General features: G+C 43.7%; 21 protein-coding genes. 4 read left to right on the top strand and 17 right to left on the bottom strand.

The window, feature by feature from the left end:
• Positions 1 to 442: 442 nt before the first annotated feature.
• The 3 genes from GSF08_RS00455 to GSF08_RS00465 all read right to left on the bottom strand — a co-directional run bounded on the left by GSF08_RS00455 (position 443) and on the right by GSF08_RS00465 (position 4,264).
• Positions 443 to 1,627, bottom strand: coding sequence for a M20 metallopeptidase family protein (locus tag GSF08_RS00455; RefSeq protein WP_160623911.1), 1,185 nt, complete (start codon positions 1,625 to 1,627; stop codon positions 443 to 445).
• A 227-nt stretch (positions 1,628 to 1,854) separates the two neighbouring features.
• Positions 1,855 to 2,952, bottom strand: a complete 1,098-nt coding sequence (locus GSF08_RS00460; RefSeq protein ID WP_160623912.1) for an ArsR/SmtB family transcription factor — start codon at positions 2,950 to 2,952, stop codon at positions 1,855 to 1,857.
• A 49-nt stretch (positions 2,953 to 3,001) separates the two neighbouring features.
• Positions 3,002 to 4,264, bottom strand: coding sequence for an MFS transporter (locus GSF08_RS00465; protein WP_160623913.1), 1,263 nt, complete (start codon positions 4,262 to 4,264; stop codon positions 3,002 to 3,004).
• A gap of 169 nt (positions 4,265 to 4,433) precedes the next feature.
• Between GSF08_RS00465 and GSF08_RS00470 the strand changes: the two genes are divergently transcribed.
• From GSF08_RS00470 to GSF08_RS00480, 3 genes are all read left to right on the top strand, one after another.
• Positions 4,434 to 5,030 carry a TetR/AcrR family transcriptional regulator gene (locus GSF08_RS00470; protein ID WP_160623914.1) on the top strand — a complete coding sequence of 199 codons (597 nt, stop codon included), beginning with the start codon at positions 4,434 to 4,436 and terminating at the stop codon, positions 5,028 to 5,030.
• Positions 5,031 to 5,103: 73 nt separating this feature from the next.
• Positions 5,104 to 5,808 carry an ABC transporter ATP-binding protein gene (locus GSF08_RS00475; RefSeq protein WP_160623915.1) on the top strand — a complete coding sequence of 235 codons (705 nt, stop codon included), beginning with the start codon at positions 5,104 to 5,106 and terminating at the stop codon, positions 5,806 to 5,808.
• Positions 5,808 to 8,066 carry an ABC transporter permease gene (locus GSF08_RS00480; protein ID WP_160623916.1) on the top strand — a complete coding sequence of 753 codons (2,259 nt, stop codon included), beginning with the start codon at positions 5,808 to 5,810 and terminating at the stop codon, positions 8,064 to 8,066. The genes GSF08_RS00475 and GSF08_RS00480 overlap by 1 nt, the downstream gene beginning before the upstream one ends.
• A 21-nt stretch (positions 8,067 to 8,087) precedes the next feature.
• Here the strand turns inward: GSF08_RS00480 and GSF08_RS00485 are convergent, their stop codons facing one another.
• Complete coding sequence (locus GSF08_RS00485) at positions 8,088 to 8,354, bottom strand: hypothetical protein (protein ID WP_160623917.1); 267 nt, start codon at positions 8,352 to 8,354, stop codon at positions 8,088 to 8,090.
• Between the two features lie 23 nt (positions 8,355 to 8,377).
• Entirely contained in the window at positions 8,378 to 8,710 is a 333-nt protein-coding gene (locus GSF08_RS00490; protein WP_160623918.1) for a helix-turn-helix transcriptional regulator, read from the bottom strand.
• A 212-nt stretch (positions 8,711 to 8,922) separates the two neighbouring features.
• Between GSF08_RS00490 and GSF08_RS00495 the strand changes: the two genes are divergently transcribed.
• On the top strand, positions 8,923 to 9,273 hold the full coding sequence (locus tag GSF08_RS00495) for a tRNA-binding protein (protein ID WP_160623919.1): 351 nt from the start codon (positions 8,923 to 8,925) through the stop codon (positions 9,271 to 9,273).
• Positions 9,274 to 9,300: 27 nt separating this feature from the next.
• Here the strand turns inward: GSF08_RS00495 and GSF08_RS00500 are convergent, their stop codons facing one another.
• The 12 genes from GSF08_RS00500 to GSF08_RS00555 form a co-directional block, all read right to left on the bottom strand.
• Positions 9,301 to 9,744, bottom strand: a complete 444-nt coding sequence (locus GSF08_RS00500; RefSeq protein ID WP_249805774.1) for a nucleotide triphosphate diphosphatase NUDT15 — start codon at positions 9,742 to 9,744, stop codon at positions 9,301 to 9,303.
• Positions 9,745 to 9,869: 125 nt separating this feature from the next.
• Positions 9,870 to 10,145 carry a hypothetical protein gene (locus GSF08_RS00505; RefSeq protein WP_160623921.1) on the bottom strand — a complete coding sequence of 92 codons (276 nt, stop codon included), beginning with the start codon at positions 10,143 to 10,145 and terminating at the stop codon, positions 9,870 to 9,872.
• 18 nt (positions 10,146 to 10,163) lie between these two features.
• Complete coding sequence (gene rlmH, locus GSF08_RS00510; RefSeq protein ID WP_160623922.1) at positions 10,164 to 10,640, bottom strand: 23S rRNA (pseudouridine(1915)-N(3))-methyltransferase RlmH; 477 nt, start codon at positions 10,638 to 10,640, stop codon at positions 10,164 to 10,166.
• On the bottom strand, positions 10,637 to 11,368 hold the full coding sequence (locus tag GSF08_RS00515) for a DUF5131 family protein (RefSeq protein WP_160623923.1): 732 nt from the start codon (positions 11,366 to 11,368) through the stop codon (positions 10,637 to 10,639). The genes rlmH and GSF08_RS00515 overlap by 4 nt, the downstream gene beginning before the upstream one ends.
• Positions 11,365 to 11,775, bottom strand: coding sequence for an NUDIX hydrolase (locus GSF08_RS00520; protein WP_160623924.1), 411 nt, complete (start codon positions 11,773 to 11,775; stop codon positions 11,365 to 11,367). Before GSF08_RS00520 ends, GSF08_RS00515 begins: the two co-directional genes overlap by 4 nt.
• Positions 11,776 to 11,822: 47 nt before the next feature.
• Positions 11,823 to 12,896, bottom strand: a complete 1,074-nt coding sequence (locus GSF08_RS00525) for a S1C family serine protease (RefSeq protein WP_160623925.1) — start codon at positions 12,894 to 12,896, stop codon at positions 11,823 to 11,825.
• A complete protein-coding gene (locus GSF08_RS00530; RefSeq protein ID WP_249805776.1) occupies positions 12,893 to 13,666 on the bottom strand; it encodes an MBL fold metallo-hydrolase in 774 nt (257 codons plus the stop codon). The genes GSF08_RS00525 and GSF08_RS00530 overlap by 4 nt, the downstream gene beginning before the upstream one ends.
• Positions 13,641 to 15,134 (bottom strand): M23 family metallopeptidase, encoded by a 1,494-nt coding sequence (locus GSF08_RS00535; protein ID WP_160623926.1) that lies wholly within the window; start codon positions 15,132 to 15,134, stop codon positions 13,641 to 13,643. The genes GSF08_RS00530 and GSF08_RS00535 overlap by 26 nt, the downstream gene beginning before the upstream one ends.
• A gap of 14 nt (positions 15,135 to 15,148) precedes the next feature.
• Complete coding sequence (gene dnaB / locus GSF08_RS00540; RefSeq protein WP_160623927.1) at positions 15,149 to 16,504, bottom strand: replicative DNA helicase; 1,356 nt, start codon at positions 16,502 to 16,504, stop codon at positions 15,149 to 15,151.
• 13 nt (positions 16,505 to 16,517) lie between these two features.
• A complete protein-coding gene (gene rplI, locus GSF08_RS00545; RefSeq protein ID WP_160623928.1) occupies positions 16,518 to 16,970 on the bottom strand; it encodes a 50S ribosomal protein L9 in 453 nt (150 codons plus the stop codon).
• The gene (locus tag GSF08_RS00550) at positions 16,948 to 18,927 is read right to left on the bottom strand and encodes a GGDEF domain-containing protein (RefSeq protein WP_160623929.1); all 1,980 of its coding nucleotides are present in this window, start codon (positions 18,925 to 18,927) and stop codon (positions 16,948 to 16,950) included. Before GSF08_RS00550 ends, rplI begins: the two co-directional genes overlap by 23 nt.
• Entirely contained in the window at positions 18,905 to 19,828 is a 924-nt protein-coding gene (locus GSF08_RS00555) for a DUF2232 domain-containing protein (RefSeq protein ID WP_160623930.1), read from the bottom strand. Before GSF08_RS00555 ends, GSF08_RS00550 begins: the two co-directional genes overlap by 23 nt.
• Positions 19,829 to 19,875: the final 47 nt, after the last annotated feature.

The following is a 19,875-nucleotide window of genomic DNA, read 5'->3' on the forward strand; positions in this document are numbered from 1 at the left end:
TCATCTCCCAGAGCAAGTTAAATTTAAGGACACCCTTCACTGATTTAAGCATCAATCAGAAAACGGGATGATCTTTTTCAAATTGAAATATCGAAAGTGCTCAATTAAGGAAGATTTACAATATCAAACATGATATCGTAAGCTTTGATAATATTCATACTGATTATCATAAATTTTAAGAAGCTGCAAATTTCCGTATATTCCGATATAAATCGATGTAAATTATGCTTTTATAACAATATATGATTATTCAAATACGGACACTTCAACAAATCCGATTGAACATATCTCAAAGAGATCAAACTCGAACAGCTGTATCTTTTCCATGCCATATCGTATACTCTGAAAAGTTAATCATAGCTTTTCATCTTCGCGCATCTAATTCATTCACAAATAAAAAAGCATACAAAAGTAAATTTGTATGCCGAAATAGAAAGACAAATTAATGATGATTCAGCCATTCGACTGCGGATTGGACGTAAAGAGCAGTTCCTTTATACAACACATCTTCATTAAAAAGAACATGTGGATTGTGGTGCGGATAACAATATCCTTCTTCTTCAGTACCGCAGCCTAACATGAAATATGTCGTAGGTACCAGCTGTGAGATGACACTTAAGTCATCGGAATTATTCAGCGGACTTTCCATATTGGTACATGGATAGCCGAATAGCTTTTCAGCATAGGTTAATAATTCTTCGGTCAGCTCTGGATTGTTATACACGCTGGGGATACCATGCATGAATTTTACATCTGCTTTAGCACGAAACGCAGCTGCACAATGCTCACTGATTTCCTCGATTCTGGTTTTAAACATAGCCCGTGTACGTTCGCGTGTCGCGCGAAGCGTACCGGTTATTTTAGCTTTATCCGGAATAATATTTGCCGCATCACCGGCCTGCAGACAACCGATTGTCAGTGCAGTCTGTTCTTCCGGAGCCAGCTCACGGGCAATTAAGTTCTGAATGCCCTGATAGATATGGACTGCTACATTGATCGGATCAACCCCAAGATTGGGTTGTGAACCGTGTGTTCCGACTCCTTCAACGGTAATTTCAAAGGTATCACTTGAGGAAAGCAGAGGTCCCTTGCGGACCCCTAATTCACCAGCATGCATCGTACCGGAAGTAATGTGCTGTGACATTACCGCATCAACTTTCGGATCTTCCAGCACACCAGCTGATACCATGGCATCTCCGCCGCTGATTCCGGTTGGTGAGGTACCTTCTTCATCAGGCTGAAACATGAGCTTAACCGTACCGTTCAGCTCTGCTTCATGCTGCTTTAAGATTTTCGCCGCTCCCAACAGCATGGCTGTGTGGGTATCATGTCCGCAGGTGTGCGCCATATTTCCCTTCGCGCGAAATGGCAGATCGTTGATTTCTTCCATTGGCAGTGCATCCATATCCGCTCGCAGCAGAATGGTGCTGCCCGGTTTGCCTACTGTCGCAACAATACCCGATTCACAGATCAGCTTCGGACGATAGCCGTATTCAGTCAATTTATCCATAACGAAACGACAAGTATTTTCCAGATTGAATCCGCATTCAGGATGTTCATGCAGGTATCGGCGATTGGCAATAATTTCTTGTTCCAGTGCTTTTGCTTCCTCTAAAAATCGATGCATATAAGAATCCCCTTTCCGATATACTGATCCTTTATTCAGTCTCTATGATTCTCAACTCTAATTTTCATAGAACTAATTCGATGAATTTATTCTACTAAATATTCGGTGATCTGTCAAGATGCATCACTTTGCCTAGTGCTCATACAGACATCCATTTTAAGATAACGTTCCCATGCATACCATACAAAAGGAAGCTGCCGTTCAAGCAGCTTCCTCATTTATTATTTTCATGACTCTAACAAATCCTCTCGCAGCTGATCCAGCAGCATTCCCAGATGTTCTTTATTCATCCGATAGTAAACTCGATTAGCATCCTTTTCTAAAGATAACAATCCAGCATTGCTTAAGGCATTGACATGATGAGAGATTGTTGCCGTTGTCAAATTCAAATGCTTTGCAAGCTGTAAGCCATAGCGAGCCTGATCCTTGACCCGGCATAGTATTGCGTATTTGCTGGGATCGCTGAGCAGCTTCAGATGACTGCACATTTCTTCCCGGCTGATTTTTTGACTGTGGAAAAAGAAATCGGAATCCCGGAAAAATAAACCGATATACATTACGATCGGCGTATCTGCTTTCGCATCCATCGCTTGCATGGCAATTGCGTTGCACCCCATCCAGGATGGGACAACCGTGATATGATTGGAATCCTCAATCTTCAATTTCACCGCATGTTCAAGCGCTTCTTTAAGTGTGCCCTGAGTACACACTCTACTCCAAAAATCATAAAATTTTTGAAAATGGAAGGCATACTCCCGATACAAAGGTTCCATAATCGCTATTAAGGGCTCCATGACATCAAACAGCCGATCCACTGTTTCCAGATAATAATGATAGACCCGCAGCACTTCCCATTTCATCTTCACACGCATTTCCGATTGATCGAGCTTATCCATGAGTTCATCCACTGTTAAAGGTATCCCTTGATCATTCTCTTTTGGATCATCGAGGAAGTCATTGACCAAACCATCTATAAAGCTTCGCCCGTTATCCTCCTCAAATCTCTTTTTGATGGCCTTACGGTCAACCTTATGCATAAGCATTTCATAATCGGTCATGATCATCGAATCCGCTATGCATAATACGTTATCTTGTTCATAGAGGGGTTCAAACAAAACCTTCAAATCATCGGGAAGGCTCACCTGTCTCATGATCTTCTCATAGATTTCCTGCAGCAGATCGATCATGTCACCAATTTCCTGATTATACCCGCTCTTTTTAGATATGCTCTCCTTTAAATCAAGAAAATCATGTTGATTATAGAAGCGATACATCAAAAGCGATGCTTCCTTAACTAAATTACAGTTCTCATAAAATGTAAACATGTTCTCACCATCTATCTTGTAGCATTAGTATATCATAAATTTTCACCAATCAGGCAGCCTTTCTATCCTCATCCAATACATACAAGCACTTGGAGGTAAAACAAACCAGTGAAATGATGATCGAGATGATACCGGCAACCATAATAACCGTTGAAACGGAAACAAACGATACAATCCCGGATATCAGAAAGGAACTGACGGGCATGATCGATGTCACGCTCGCATTAAACACTGAACCAACCCGGGCCATGTAATCTTCTTCTACAACGACCATAAAATAAACCGAAAGTGAAGTATTCGCAAAAGCCATGATCATACCGAACACAGTGAAGAGCAGAATACTCAATAACAGGGCCAGCTGAGGTTGAAATACCATCGGAAGCAGAATCATAATAATATAGACAAAGCCGGAAAACAAGAGAGCTCCGATCATAAGAAAACGGCGTTTTAGTTTTTCTGCTATGACCGGATAAACAAAGCTGCCAATCATCATACCGATCGTAAGTCCTAAGCTCAGTGCAGAAAGAGTTTGACTGTCTCCTTTCATCACTTCACTGACAAATGCGGGGAACAGGCTGTTGATCGGCACTGCCATTACATTCATCAATGCCCCCAGCACACACAGCAGTACAATGGCTCGGCGGTGGAACACATAGCTGAATCCTTCTTTCATTGTGTTCATATATTCCTTCATACTGATCTTGCTTTTTCGAACTGTCTCTTGATACTGAATCAGATAGATAATAAAGGCACTCCCGAAAAAAGTCACGGCATCGATCAAAATCGCTGTCTGAATACCAAGAGCCGCAATGATCAATCCCGCACAGCCGGTTCCGATCAATTCCATAATGCGGGATATACTGGAGTTTAACGCTTGTCCGGTATCGTAATGCTCGCGGCTTAACAGCTTTGGTACAATAGCGATGCCAGCCGGTACCCGCAGCGCTTCAAAGCTTGAATTTAATAAGGTTATCAACAGCAGAAGCCAAGGGTTTAAGAGCCCTGCCATATAACAGACTGCAATCGCTGTAACCGCTAATCCCCGCGCAATATCGCAAAGTACCATGATCTTCTGCTTGCGGATGCATTCTACCAACGGTCCTGCCAAGGGCTGAAGCAGAATGGTCGGAAGCATATTTACACCGAATATTATGGCGCTCCATGCTGCATCCTGCGTAATCTGGTACACAAGCCAAGTAAAGGCAATCGCATCAATTGAATCACCGAAGCGATTAATCACATTTGCTAATATCATTTTCAGAAATTCTTTCTGACTAGATAATGTTTTGTATTTATCTAATAATCGTTTCATACTCATCTATCTCCTTGCACCTAAGTATATTCGTTTATTAGATATTTGTCAAACATTAATTAGACGTATCTTATATAATGAACGCATGTTAAGTTATGTTTTTTTATCCGATCAAAGTATTGATGATTGAGACAAAAGAGGGTAGCATTATGAAAAAGGGGATGATCAGATGCAAGTAAAAAAAGCAGATATGGAGCAAACAATCCTGATGACTGCGCGTGATGAATTTTTCATACATGGCTATGAGGATGCTTCGCTGCGGACAATTGCGAAAAAAGCAAATACTTCTCTAGGAAATATTTATCATTACTTCCCCAATAAAAAAGCAATGCTTGATCGTTTATTGGAACCGGTAGTATCCAGGATCGATGTATTTCTTCATGAACATGTTTCCTCGCAGAAGCATGTTACCGACATGAAAGAAATCAACCGCTTACTGGAGGCCGCAAACTTTGAAGAGGAACCTATGCATTCCCTGCTGTCTAAAGAATTTGCGATATTTATACAGACCAAAGATCCTGATTACATGAAACGCCGCGATGCGATTATGAAGGTATTTGAAGGACATATCGCATGGCATATGCATTCACCGAAAGCCAATAACCACTTTGCGGCTATTATTTCTAAGATGATCATTGAATGTGCTATTCATCTCATCCGCTGTGATGATTGTGTCAAGCATAAAAAACAGGATATGATTGAAATGTTCAGTATGCTGTGCCGCTGTGTTGCCGTTCAGCATACCGATGAGGAAGATCCTTCCTGATCAATATACATTTCAAGAAAAGGCAGCAGGCATTGACCTGTTGTTTTTATAAAACTCAAAAGGAGGAAATAGGATGAAAACCATTGTCGAATTTAAAAGAGTATGCAAGACATACGGAGATAAAGAGAATCTGATATACGCATTAAGAGATGTCAGTTTCACAATCTGCCAAGGAGAATTTGTAGTGATCTTAGGGCCAAGCGGAGCCGGAAAGAGTACCCTGCTGAATCTGCTTGGCGGTATGGATGACGTATCATCTGGAACTATATGCATTAACAATCAGCAAATTGAAGTGTTGAGCGAAACCCAACTGGCTGATTATCGAGCCAAGCAAATCGGTTTTGTATTTCAATTTTACAATCTTATCCCGACGCTCACCGCTTTTGAGAACGTTGCGCTGATGAAAGAATTAAAGAAGGATGTATTGTCCGCACAGGAAGCGCTGGAAAGGGTGGGTTTGAAGGCTCATCAGCATAAATTCCCGGCACAGTTATCGGGCGGTGAACAGCAGCGAGTATCCATCGCCCGCGCCATCAGTAAGAAACCGGCGCTGCTGCTCTGTGATGAACCTACCGGCGCACTAGATTCCCAAACCGGCATGCTGGTGATGAAGCAGCTGAAAGATATGTGCAAAAGGTATGGTCATACCACCATTATCGTCACGCATAACAGCGCGCTGAAGAACACGGCAGATAAAGTAATTTATGTAAAAAACGGCATGATTGAAAATGTGGTGACGCAGGAACACCCATGTGATATCGATGCGGTAAACTGGTAATGCTGATACGCAAAATGCTGCGTGATCTGCGCGCGAACATGTCTCAGTTCCTCGCAATTTTCCTGATGATATTCCTTGGTGTATTCATTTATACCGGAGTAAACAGCGAATGGAACGGCATGCGGGTTCACGCTCAAAAGCTCTATCGCGAAACCGAGCTTGCGGATGTCTGGGTATACGGCACCGGCTTTACCAAGCAGGATATTAAACAAATAAAAGAGTTAAATGAAGTAACGGAGGTTACCCGCCGAGCCGTGATTGAAGCCACTTCAACAATCAATAAAAAACAAAAATTAACCTTATATCTGGACGAGTCCAATACCCTGTCCCAGCCAAAGCGAATGCAGGGAGAATCCTATTCACCTGATAAGGACGGCATCTGGCTAGATCAAGTCTTTGCGAAAGAAAATCATATTCGCGTTGGCGACAGCTATTCTCTGCAAGTCAATGGCTTTAAGATCACCAAACCGGTAAAGGGACTGATCCTGCATCCTGAGCTGGTCTATCAAAATACAGCTGGAAATATTATTCCCGATCATAAAAATAACGGCTATGCATGTATATCGATGAACCATTTTACCGATCAATATACAATTCCTTATACCCAGCTTTTGATAAAAACCAAGGTACCGCAGAAAATGGAGAAACTCATCAGCGATAAGCTCCAAAAAAATAATCTAGTTTTTATGGAAAGAAAAGATTTACCGAGCTATTCCATGTTGGAGGATGAAATAACCCAACATCAGGCATTCGGTGAAGTCTTTCCGATCGTATTCCTGCTGATCGCAGTCTTAACGACCCTTACCACGGTCAGTAAAATGATCATGAATCAGCGGCTTTTGATCGGCATACTAAAAGCATTGGGATTCAAGAACCGCAAAATTATTTTTCATTATTTCTCACATGCAATGGTGATTGTTATCTTAGGTGCCATCCTTGGTTACTTGATCGGTCCGCTCGTTGTACCAACCTTCATCTATCCGATGATGAGTGCCATATATATTCTGCCGCAACTGCATGCTGTACCGCTGGATAACAGTCTGTATATGGTTATCGGCAGTATCAGCATTTGTTTTATGACTGCCTTTATCGTATGTTACCGCCACTTAAAGGAGAAACCAGCAGATGCCTTTCGCTCCGCCAATATATCTTATAAACAGTCACATCACAAACCAAACAGCCTTATAAAGCGTGCAAACTTCTGTGCACAGTGGAATATCCGTGATATCCTGCGAAATAAGCTTCGCTCGCTGATTGCCATAATCGGCGTAACGGGATGCATGGGACTGCTGATCTGTGCCTTTGGTATGCAGGACAGCATGAATCATATGATAAATATGATGTTTCATGAGCTGCAAACATATGATATGCGGGTGCAAATAGATGAAACCGCTGACCTGAAAGTATTAAAATCAAAAATGAACGGCAATGCCATACAGGAAAGTGCAGTTGAAATGAAATTCAACAGCGTAAAAAAGACCGGCAGTCTGACCGTTCAGGAATCCACCAAATATCTCAAGCTGCAAAATCAGGACTTGCATACTGTCTCCTTGCCTAACAACGGGATAGCCCTATCCTATAAGCTTGCGGAAAGCTTTGGTCTGAAAGCAGGCGATTCGATTTCCTGGCGGATTATCGGCAGCACAGCTTGGACGAAAAGCAAAATTAACGCCATCCTTCACACTCCATCATCTCAAGGGATCACAATGTCGGCTAATAGCTTTATTCAAAGCGGACACAGCTTCCTGCCGACTTCCGTAGTTGGTAAAGCTGCTGATATCAAGACGCTTTCCGGTATCAAGAACATCCAGTATTTAAAAACTGATATTGAAAGCAGCATGGATCAAATGCTCGACGGTATGATGGTGATGATTGCGATCCTGATCATGGGCGCCGTCGTGCTCGGTATTGTCGTGCTTTATAATATCGGTTCATTCTCCTATCTGGAAAAGGTGCGCGATTTGGCAACCCTGAAAGTTCTCGGATTCCACGATCATCAGGTTAAAAAGCTGCTGCGGCAGCAAAACCTCTGGCTTACGATTTGCGGTATTCTCCTGGGTCTGCCCTTTGGCTATGCTTTGATCTATACCGTTATATCCACAGTAGGAGATTCCTTAGATGTGCTGATCGTCATTCAACCGTCGACCTATATCGGATGCAGTCTTGCTACACTGCTCGTATCCGCGCTGGTAATGCGCATCGTATCACGGAAAGTCAAGCGAATCAATATGGTAAGTGCTTTAAAAATCATGGAATAAGAAAACAAGGAATGACCAACGTCACTCCTTTTCTTTACGGCATTCCTCATCATAGAACACATTGATCATTGTTTCAGCCTTGCTTTTCCCATCCGGACTCATACAGCGAAATACTTTGATCAAATCGCGTTCCCGACGGCTTAGGATATTTTCCTTACTGTGGAGATCCAGCGCTTCCACAACCACATCCATGATGTCACCGCGCGCCTTGATCCAGTCGTTGAGATACCTCGTTTCATCAGTGATATTCAATTCCTTCTTAAGCCATGCCAATACATGATCTTCCATCACATAACTCCCCTTTATCTTGTTTATGTCTGATTGGTTATCTTCAGTATTTTCATAAAGGCTTCATGGGCATGTTCCCGCTTATCATCACTTAGCTTCCGATATTCACGGATGATTTCATATTCCCGTTCGGACATCATACGATCATCGGCTTTTGGCTGCAGATGATAGATATTATCCAAAGAAATTTCCAATTCCTGTGAAATCTTAACCAGTAAATCAAAAGGTATCTGGCGTTCATTATGCAGATATCCGTTCAGCGAGCTGCGACTGATATTCATTCGCTTAGCAAACTCCACCTGGGTGATGTCCAGTTCTTCCAGTTTACGAAATATAACGTCTCCAGCTTTTGTCATATAAAACCATCCCTTTGTCAGATATATTATAAACATTATCCGGTACAACGAAGACTTTTACCCTAACTATGAAATTGATTCAATGTACGTGAATCTATAGGGTAAGGTTCTATACTTTCTCTAGCTTGTTTAACATTTTCAGTATATCAATAATTGATAAAATGTCTATCCACTATAAGTGTGATATGATGATATTAGAAAGAGGTGATGAGATGACTTTGCCAATAAAACCAGTTATTACATTTGAAGATTTAGAAAAAATTGATATCCGGGTGGGAACCATTCAAAAAGTGGAGGATGTAAAAAACTCCCGCAAGCTTTGCCGCCTGCGTGTAGATTTCCAAGATTTTCAGCGCACGATCCTCTGCGGTATGAAAAAAGAGCGTGAGGATCCAACTGAAATAGAAGGTATGCAGGCATTATTTGTGGTCAATTTAGAGCCGCGCTTAATCGCTGGAGAGTATTCCGAAGGAATGGTTTATGATATCGGTTTTGAAGATGGTATTGTGCCGGTGCTCGCCATTCCAGAAAAAAAGGTACCGAATGGTACCCGTTTAGGATAGGTCTTACCAAAGACCTTTTCTTTTACATCAAATGCATGTTATACCTTCATCGCTCTGTATACTTGCTAAATAAGCTTCAATGAATTGACGCGAAGGAGAATAGATACGATCAGGCAAATTATCCAGATCAAACCACTCCCAAGCATCCTGCTTATCCGGTTCCATGACCTTCAGCGTTCCTTCAAAATCGTAAGCGATCACATGTATCGTCACATAATGCTTAGCGGGCTGAATATCATCTGCTGCTGAAAAAATTTTCATCTGATGAATGGTTAAATTTGTTTCTTCCTTTGTTTCTCTAGCAGCACCCTCAAAAATCGTTTCATGATACTCCTGCTTACCGCCCGGCAGACACCAGCTGTCCGGTTCATAGATACCGCCGGTATCAACGGCAGATTTTGTCCGATGCCCCAGCAAAATTCGATGATGATCTACCAGCAGTACTCCGATCCCTACTTTAATCGACTGCATAACTGCCATCCCCTTTCACTTTCTCTATCTTCTAAAGGTTAAATAGATACATTACCAGCATAAGTATCGCTGTGCATATCACTCGCTTCTATATATTCATTTACATTTAATCCATCTTAAATCTTTCAACGCGCTTCATCCGTATGATTATTATGTTCTGAATCTTTCGCTTCCGGTTCCAGTTTTTTATATAATATACCGCCGATGAGCAGAAATATTGCACCGACAATCAGTATGCCGGTTCGAAACAACAAAGAGCTGAAAAACACATCCGGCAGCGATGTATGAAACAATGTATTCACGATACCTGCTCCAATGCTGATTACATCAGCTGCAGCAACAGCAAAGCAGCCAATGCCGATGATAAAGCATGTCAAACTTATTCTCATAGCTTTGATCATATCATTCCTTCTTTCTGTTTATTTATGATAAGGCTCATGATTCATAATTTTATAGGCGCGATAGATTTGTTCACATAAAAGGATTCTTACTAACTGATGAGGAAACGTCAATTTGGAGAGCTGCCATCTGAAATTGCTTCGTTCCTTCACCGCATCGCTGATGCCAAGCGAACCGCCGATCACAAAGGTCAGTTTAGAGCTTTGATACGTCTGAATCTCAGCTACCTTATCCGCAAGCTCTTCACTGCTGAGCATTTTTCCCTGTAAATCCAGCAGAATCAAATACTCATCCTTTTGTATTTTCTGCAGGATCCGTTCACCTTCACGCCGCTTAATTTCATCATTCTGCGCAGCGGAATTACGATCCGGTGTCTGCTCATCCAAAACCTCGATCAATTCCAGCTTTGTATAAGCTCCTAGCCTTTTACAATATTCATTGACCAGTTCCCTAGTTGCTTTTTCTTTACATTTTCCTACGGCGATGATCTTTATCATAATTGATCGCTCCTCCAATCAAGTCCGCTTTTCTTTGCCTGATGATACTCTTCCCGCTTTGGAATGTGATAAATTTTCTTATCTTTTCTCAGATATGTGCCTGTTTGATGATAGTGAAACGAAATATGTTTTTCCAGACACTGGCTGCGAATATCGGTAATCCATTCAAACTCACAGATTCTCGCGTTACTACCGCTTTCTCCTCCAGCCGCCACCAACTCGATTTTTTTCGGATCCAAATACGGTTTCAGATTCAGCTTTTCCAGCAGCGGCGAACAGATAATATTACGGTGGGCAATCGGTGCATTCAGGAAAAACGGCAGTCGCTGATCAGCCATTTTCTGATTCTCCACCGTGCAGCCGATGATCACATTATCATAGCCTTCCTGCCAGTCCTCGGGCAAAACCTCATAAAGCCGCTCAATTCGCTTGGTGATAATAAAGAAGTGTAAATCCGGACGCTCCTTCATCATTTGATAAGCCTCCAGCCGCCAAGCATCCGCTTCCTCTAAAAAGAAATCACTGGAGCCGCAGGTAAAGACATCATAAGAATCCGGTTTTAATTTAAAACTGCCATCGCGGCAGTGTCGGCGCGGCAGATCAAACATGCTTGTCTTATAGACATGATCGGGATTTCGGTCATAGCGAAGATCGCTTCGATGCATATAGCAGTGCAGACAGCCCTCAGAGATGCGGTGACAGCCGTGCCATGGACTCCAGCTGTTCATAGATTCATTTCCTGCTTGATCCGTTTAAGAAGCTCTGCATGAGCCTCATATGTCCAATAAACGGGTTCTCCCTCATCAGACTTTACTTCTTTGATTTCACTTTCCGGCAATTCCCCCCGATCGATTATTTCCGCATACAGCAGAAGTCCCCAGTATGGATCTTCTTCACTGATTCGGTATGCACAGATTTCCTGCATCCGGTAGCATAATGATCCGGTTTCTTCATACAGCTCCCGGCGTGCTGCTTGAATCACAGCTTCACCTGGTTCACGTTTGCCGCCCGGCAATTCCCAGGTCGTCCGCTGCCGATGGCGCACAAAAAGCCATTTATCCTGTTCACGGCTAACGATCACAACATATTTAATTTGATGATCCAAAATAGAACTGCGGTCACAATATTGCATCATTTTATTTCTCCCATGAAAAAAGCCGGCGTTTAGCCAGCTTTATTATACTACGATAAGACAACCGATGTCTCGCTCTTTTTACGTTCGCGGAGATATTCAATTTTTACCTTGTCTCCGACTTTCTTTTCATAAAGCAATTTTCTAAATTGCTTGAAGGAAGTCAGCTCTTTGCCGTCAAATTTAGTGATTACATCACCTGCGCGTATGCCCGCTTTCGCAGCCGGACCATCCTTAACCACACTGGTTATGACAATCCCGCTTGTGTCATCATCAATCTGATATCGGGCTTTTTCGTACGCTGTGAAATCAGACGCCGATGCGGCGGTAATACCCATAATCGGCCGTACCACCTTTCCATCCTTCTCCAACTGAGTAATGATCGTTGCGACTTCATTTGAAGGGATTGCAAAACCGAATCCCTCGACCTTTTCATCCGAAATTTTAAGCGAATTGATGCCGATCAGCTCTCCCGCCATATTGATAAGCGGCCCTCCGGAATTTCCCGGATTAATCGCAGCATCTGTTTGCAGCACCAGCATATCCCAATCGGCGGTACCGTTTTGATCGACGTCGATATCAATACGACGATCGACACCGGAGATCACCCCATAGGATACACTGCCCTGGTATTCGATCCCCAGCGGCGAACCCATCGCCATGACATATTCTCCTTTTTTGACGAGTGAGGAATCACCCAATGTAAATGCTTCCGGCTGGAAATCTGTTTCTGCCTTTATCAGCGCCAAATCGCTGATCGCGTCCTTACCGACGATCTTGGCTTCTTTTTCACTGCCGTTCGCAAAAGATACCATAATTTTCTGACCGCTTTCAATAACGTGATTATTGGTGATGATAAATGCAGTTTTACCATCAGTACGATAAATGGCTCCGCTGCCGCTGGATGCCTGTTCACCGTAAACAAGAGTTGTGATCGTAACTACCTTATCCTCGCATTTTTTTACAAGCTCGGTTAAATCACTGCTGATATCGGTGGAGGCTTTCCGTACGATCTTTGTTTCCTGCACCGCAGGATCCTGATTTTTCATTTTCACAACTTGAATGGTGAGCAGTACATTCCAAACCAAAAGTATCATCAGGACTATCGTCAATGCTTTTTTCATTCTTTACCGCCTCCGATATAGATTGAGAACTGATCAGCCGCATATAGCTTCATCCGATCAAGTGAAACCTGTTTTTTTACCAATGTCTGTTTCAAGGTCTGAAGCGCCAGCTCCCGGGTGTTTCCTTCCTGAGAAATATGCGCCAATACAATTTCACGCGTGCGATCCCCAATGCAGTTGGACAGGATATACGCACTGTCCTCATTGCATAAATGGCCATAATCATTGATGATACGCTGTTTGACGTATACCGGCCGCCGCGTCTGCATCAGCATTTCAATATCGTGGTTGCTTTCAAATACATAATAATCCGCATTTTGGATATACGGCTTTACTTCTTCCTTAATATACCCGGTATCAGTTATGTATACCATTTTCTTATCCTGACATTTCAAAACATAGCCTACGGTGTGTTCACAATCATGGGACATCGGAAGTACTGTGACGTCAATATCCCGCACCTGAAAGTGTTGATACGGCATAATCGTTGTCACCCGATTTCCCTGTACTGATTCCGGCGCATAGACCGGCACATCATAAAACATCTTCAGTTGTGATACATGATCGGTATGGGTGTGCGTGATCAATAATCCATCGGACTGCATATGATCGACATGAAGCTGATCAAAGCATCCGCTGAGATATCGCTTGGTAGACCCGCAGTCGATAACAAGCTGTGTATTGCCGGCTTTTACAATACAGCAGTTGCCCTTGGAACCGCTCGCTAATAGTGCGAATTTCATTTTATTTACCAATGTAATCCAGCGCATTCAGGCGCTGACCATTCTGACGAATTTCAAAATGCACGTGCGGTCCGGTCGCAAAACCAGTCATCCCGATCGGTCCGATCACTTCACCCTTCGCTACTGTTTCTCCCGGTTGGAAGTAACCCGGCCGCGCCATATGTCCATAATATGTTTCATAGCCGTTATTATGGTTAATAACCATGTAGTTCCCGTTGATACTGGTATAGGAATTGGTCACGACGACTCCGCGGTCAGATGCGAGCACATCACCATATAAATCTGTATAGTTCTGTATATCCGTACCCACATGACCGGAATAGCAGTACATCGGACAGGTAACCAGTGGATTTCGTACCGGCCAGCCAAAATGACCGCTACCGATCTTAGGCTCTATTTTCGTACCGATTCGAATTATTTCCTGTACTGGACTCTTGGTGATTTTCTGTGCAACCTCCTTAGATGCCGTCTGCTCCCCATTGATATAGGTTATTTCATATGTCACATCACGGCTTCCCTCTTCAGCGTTCTGCACGATGACTTCCTTGCCTTCACGCAGTGTTTCATCATAAATCGTTTTTGTATTCTCCGGAGCGATGGATTCTTTTACCATTTCCTGTTTGACGACCTCAACGGATATCGGCGGGGAGATCTTGGTGACATTTAACTTCAGACCGGCCTGAATGACCTGATCCTTGGATTTCAGAATATCACTATTGATCGCCATCAGCTGTTTCGGCTCCAAACGGTTCAGCCACGCTATACCGGCCACCGTATCAAATTCCTGCGTTGTGTAATATACCTCCTGATGATCGTAGCCATAGCTCAAATACATCAGCACATCCTTTTCATTCTTCAATATTTTTGACTGTGAAGCCAGCCCCTTTGAAACCGTTGCCCCTTCCAGGATTTGAAAGGATACATAGCGATTTCCATAGGTGGTTAGCGCATCCGTTCCCTGTCCGCTTTTAATCAGCTGATAATCCTTTTTAGGAATAAACGTCTTTACAAACGCTTCCCTGGCTCTTGTAAAATCATCAATGTTTTTCACGTAGCATTCTTCACCGTTGGAAAAGGTAATCTTATTGACTTCGATCGAAAAAAGATCGTGTTTTTTCAAATAATTCAATATTTCCTGATCCTTATCTTCATACTGAAACAGGCTCAGCGTATTCGTGATATGTATATCTTCTCCCAAACCAAGCCTGGCGTCAGGAAATTCTGTCTTATATTTATCGTTATAGATTTTGGTAAGCATCGAATCCAGCTTTGCATGATCCTTTAAAACCCCGATCGCCTGATCTTTATAATAAATAATGGATACTTCTTTTTCATCGTTATTGATTTTCGCAATCTTCTGTGGAATGACTGCCTCTTTTAAAGCTTTTTCAGAAAAGGACTTGGCATCCACCGTACCGTGGTCACCAGGCATCAGGAAAGCAAGAAGCAGCGCTAAGAACGCTGACAGAATCAAAATTCCATATGTTTTCTTCATGAATCTCCCCCTTCCTAGTATCCTTCCTTGGCGACATTGAAGAAGGCGCTGATCGACTTGTTGAAGCCTAGATTAACCGTACCGGTAGCCCCGTTTCGATGCTTGGCAATGATCACTTCGGTATTGTCGATTGTTTCTTCAGATACCGCTCCGGTTTCCTCCGGCTTTGCATAATACGCATCGCGGTACAGGAACATAACGATATCGGCATCCTGCTCGATCGCCCCTGATTCACGCAAATCCGATAACATCGGACGTTTGTCCTCTTTACGGGATTCGACACTTCGCGACAGCTGTGACAGTGCGATGACCGGCACTTTCAGCTCACGAGCCAGTGCTTTCAGGGAACGCGATATCTCGGATACTTCCTGCTGACGGTTATCACTGCCGCCCTTGCCGGAACCGGTAATCAGCTGGAGATAATCAATTACGATCATATCCAGGCCATGCTCACTTTTCAGCTTACGGCACTTGGAAAATATCTCACCCATCTTGATCGAAGCAGAATCATCAATATACAGCTGCGTATTCATCAACTCATTCGCACTTTCATTCAGCTTATTAAATTCATCATCCCGCAGATAACCGGATTTCAGTTTAGAGGCCTCTACCTGACTCTTTGCCGATAAAATTCGCTTCATCAGCTGTTCGGCGCCCATTTCCAGTGAAAAAATCGCTATGGCTCCATCATTGAACGAAGAAGAGTGCATGGCGATATTCAAAGCAAATGCAGTTTTTCCCATCGCCGGACGTGCCGCTAAAATAATCAGATCTCCGCGCTGAAACCCGTTGGTCATATGATCCAAATCGGTATAGCCGGTTTTGATGCCGGTTATACGCTGATCCGCTGCCCGCAGCTTGATGATTTCCTCAATTACTTCGGATACGACATCCTTACTGCTCTTAAAATCCGTGGCACGGCGGCTTCTGGTGACATCCAGGATCTGTTTTTCTGCTTCATCCATAATATCATCGAGCTCATTGCCCGCATCAAAACCCTCGGCTGCGATTTTTTCCGCTGTTTCAATCAAACGGCGCAGGTGCGAGCGATTTTTTATAATTTCAATATAATATTTACTATTGGCGCTGGATACCGCAGTATCACTCAGTTTCACCACATAATCGGCACCGCCGACCAGATTCAGCTGATTGGTATCGGACAGACGCGTAATCAAGCCTGTTACGTCCACCGGCTTGTTGTTATTGATCAGCACCATCATTTCATGAAAGATGCGGGCATGGATATCCAGATAAAAGTCGGACTCCTCCAATCCCTGATCAAATACGGTTTTCCCAACACTCGGGTAAATCAGCAATGCCCCCAGAAGTGACTGTTCCGCCTCAATGCTGTGCGGCAGTTCTCGTCCCATGTTCCCTTATCCTCTATTTCGCTTCACTTACGTGAACCTTGATCGTACCGATTACGGAGTTACGATACAGATCTACCTTCACATAAGCAACCCCCAGTGAATCAATATGATCCGCGTCGATGATCTTACGCTTATCAATCACAATATTGTAATGCTTATGAAGCTGCTCTGCGATCTGTTTGGTTGATATCGATCCGAAAGTCCGGCCGTCCTTACCGGTTTTCAAGGTAAATTCCAGCGTGATATCCGCCAACTTCCGCTTCAGTTCTTCCGCTTCAGCTTCCAGCTCTTTCTCATGCTGCGCGTGCTCTTCATTCTGGCGATCCAATATTTCCATACTGCGTTTCGTCGCTTCTACGGCAAGCCGCTGACGAATCAGAAAGTTTCTGCCATACCCATCGGCTACTTCCACCAATTCACCCTTTTTACCTACTTTTTTCACATCATTTAGCAGTATTACTTTCATTCCCTGATTCCTCCTTTAAATATGCATCGATTGTTTCCTGCAATTCCTTTTCAATTGCAGCTACAGTTGTTTCTTTTCGCTGCAGCGCCGCCGCCGTAAAATGACCGCCGCCCTGCATTTTTTCCATGATGATCTGAACATTCATGACGCCCTTGGAGCGAGCGCTGACCGCAGATGTTTCCTCATCGATTTTGGCGATGACAAAAGCTGCCTCAATACCTTTGATATTCAATAACTGATCCGCTACCTGACTCATCAGCGTACGGCTTAAAATCTGTTTGTCCTCGACCGCCGCGATAATCGTACTGCCATTATATTTGCGGGCGTACTTTAAGACCTGGGTCTTTGCTTCGAAATCACAGAAATCCTCTTTCAATAAATTCTCGGCAGTAATCGGATCCACTCCCATTTTCTTTAAGACCGCAGCCGCTTCAAAGGTTCGGCTTCCGGTACGGGATTTAAACCGATTCGTATCAATCAAGATACCCAAATACATGATCGTTGCTTCCTCTTCACAGACATCTACTTTCTGGGTCTGATAAGGAAGCAGCTCCGTTACCAGCTCGCTGACGCTGGACGCTCCCGATTCCACATAAACTAACAGCGGATTGTCAATGAAGTTTTCCGAACGGCGATGATGATCGATAACGATCACTTTTGACAGCTTTTCGATAATCAGCGGTGCCCCGCTCTGCTGCGGATTATGATGATCGACTGCGATGACCAAATCGTTCTTTCCGCTGATTTTACAAGCCTCCGTATCACTGATAAAGGTATGACGTTCCTCCAGCACTTTAGAATACAGATCCAGTGCTTCACTCAGTTGTGATTCAATTCCTCCGCCTTTTGAAACGATATATGCTTCCCGCCCGTATGAGCTGACCATCCGGCTTACACCGAGCGCGCTGCCCATACAGTCAAAATCCATTTCCTTATGTCCGACGATGAATACCTTATCGGCATCTTGAATCGCTTCCTTGATCGCCTGTGCCATGACCCGCACCCGAACCCGGCTATGCTTTTCCTGCGCTTCACTGGCACCGCCGTAATACTTCACGCTTTCACCATAGCGTTTCACCGCGACCTGATCCCCGCCTCGGCTCTGCGCCAGTTCCAGCAGACTGCTGACCATTTCATCCAGCTCATGCAGATCACTGGTACCGCGGGCAAATGCCATGCTTAAAGTAATCTGCACATCAATATCCTCTGCCGCCTTGCGGATCTGCTGCAGAATCGAAAATTTATCTTCCTTGACCTTATCGTACGTTGCTTCATTTAACACGACCAAAAACCGATCCGAACGCATGCGTCTTACCAGCATGCCGTAACTCTTTGCCCACTCCGATACCGGCTGGCGCAAATTGGTATTGATATTGGCCATCATCGTTTCATCTTCGTACTGCTGAATCTCCATATAGTTGTCTAACTGAAGCAAACCGATGACCACCTGTTCCCGATCGAAACGCTCGGCCAGATCTTCAAGCTTTGTCACATCACGGATATACAGCACCTGTGCATTATCCTTACGGGTAATCTCATAAATATAATCCCCATCATGGGCAGTGATGCGATCCACATCACCATAGAAGAGATCGTTGATCTCATGAATCCATGCCGTAACCTTCTTACCGACGATATCAATTCCCCGCTGATCCAGAAATTCATTCGTCCAGGTAACCATATACTGATCATCATAGGTCAGGATACCGATTTCACCAAACAACAACGCATCCTTGGCATCACGACCCAGAATCCTTGAAATATCAAGCTCCCGATTCAGCTTGTCCTTTTCCAAGCGCATGAACACCCACATAACAATCGCCAGATTGATAATAAAAAAGCAGAACAGCGCCTTGGCGACATTTTCAAATCCGGTCACATAGAAGCCAATAATCGCCACCAGCTGGGCAAACATGATAATGCCCACCTGAACCTTAAAGTTTTCCAGTTTTTCCATATATTACACCTCGTTTCATTCTGCCCCGCAGATCTTTGATCATGTCAGCAATACCGATGAGCATGAGAATTGACTGCAGATAAGGCACAAATGCCAAAACAGGCAGGATAAAGATCCATTTTTTATGATTGCTGAGAATGAAATAACTCATAACACTCAAACATCCGTAGCTTACAGCAAATACCAGCATCACGAAATAACAGCCGGTAATGATCGCTGCGGTATTACTATCTAATTTTAACACATATGTACCTAAAAATAGAAGCCAAAGCAACAGACAAATCCAGCCGGCTGCCTTTGGCACACGAATATCCAAAATTGTTTTAATCGGCTTTACCGGCAGCTTAAGCCGCGTCATCAGCACAAATGCCAGCAAATGGATCGTAATTCCCTGCAAGACGCTGATTAAGACCACTAACAGCAAAGAGAACAGCGGCGCCAGCTTGGCGATCCCTCCCGGCACATGAAGCTGCAGCGTTTGAAAGACCATTTTCAGCAGTTCCAAATCCTCCTCTGGTGAATAGCCAAAGAAACCGGCGAAAATCACCATGGTGATCAGCGTCGCGATAAATGTCAGAACAATAACCAAAATCAATTTCATACGGTTGGACACGCCCAAATTGCATGCCTGGCCATAGACAATTCCTACTAACAAGGCCGCAAACAGATAAAAGGTACTGGAAGGCATCGATATCATAAACGACAGCATAAGCATTGCCGCTGCCGGTACCAGAGCGCTTTTCCAGCCGTATTTAACCGTATAAATAATGATGGGAAGACTCAGCAGCCAGCAGAGTATATTATCCAAAATACCGGCAAGTTCCCGGTTCATCAGTAGCACTACACCGACAATCGCACACATCATGCTTCCTTCGGTGATTCTTCTGACATTCTGCTTCATGAAAATACCCCTTTCAATGAGCAAAACCTCCATCACTTTCACACGAC

This window comes from Copranaerobaculum intestinale (genome assembly GCF_009831105.1).
In the GTDB taxonomy this organism is placed as follows: Bacteria; Bacillota_I; Bacilli_A; order Erysipelotrichales; family Erysipelotrichaceae; genus Copranaerobaculum; species Copranaerobaculum intestinale.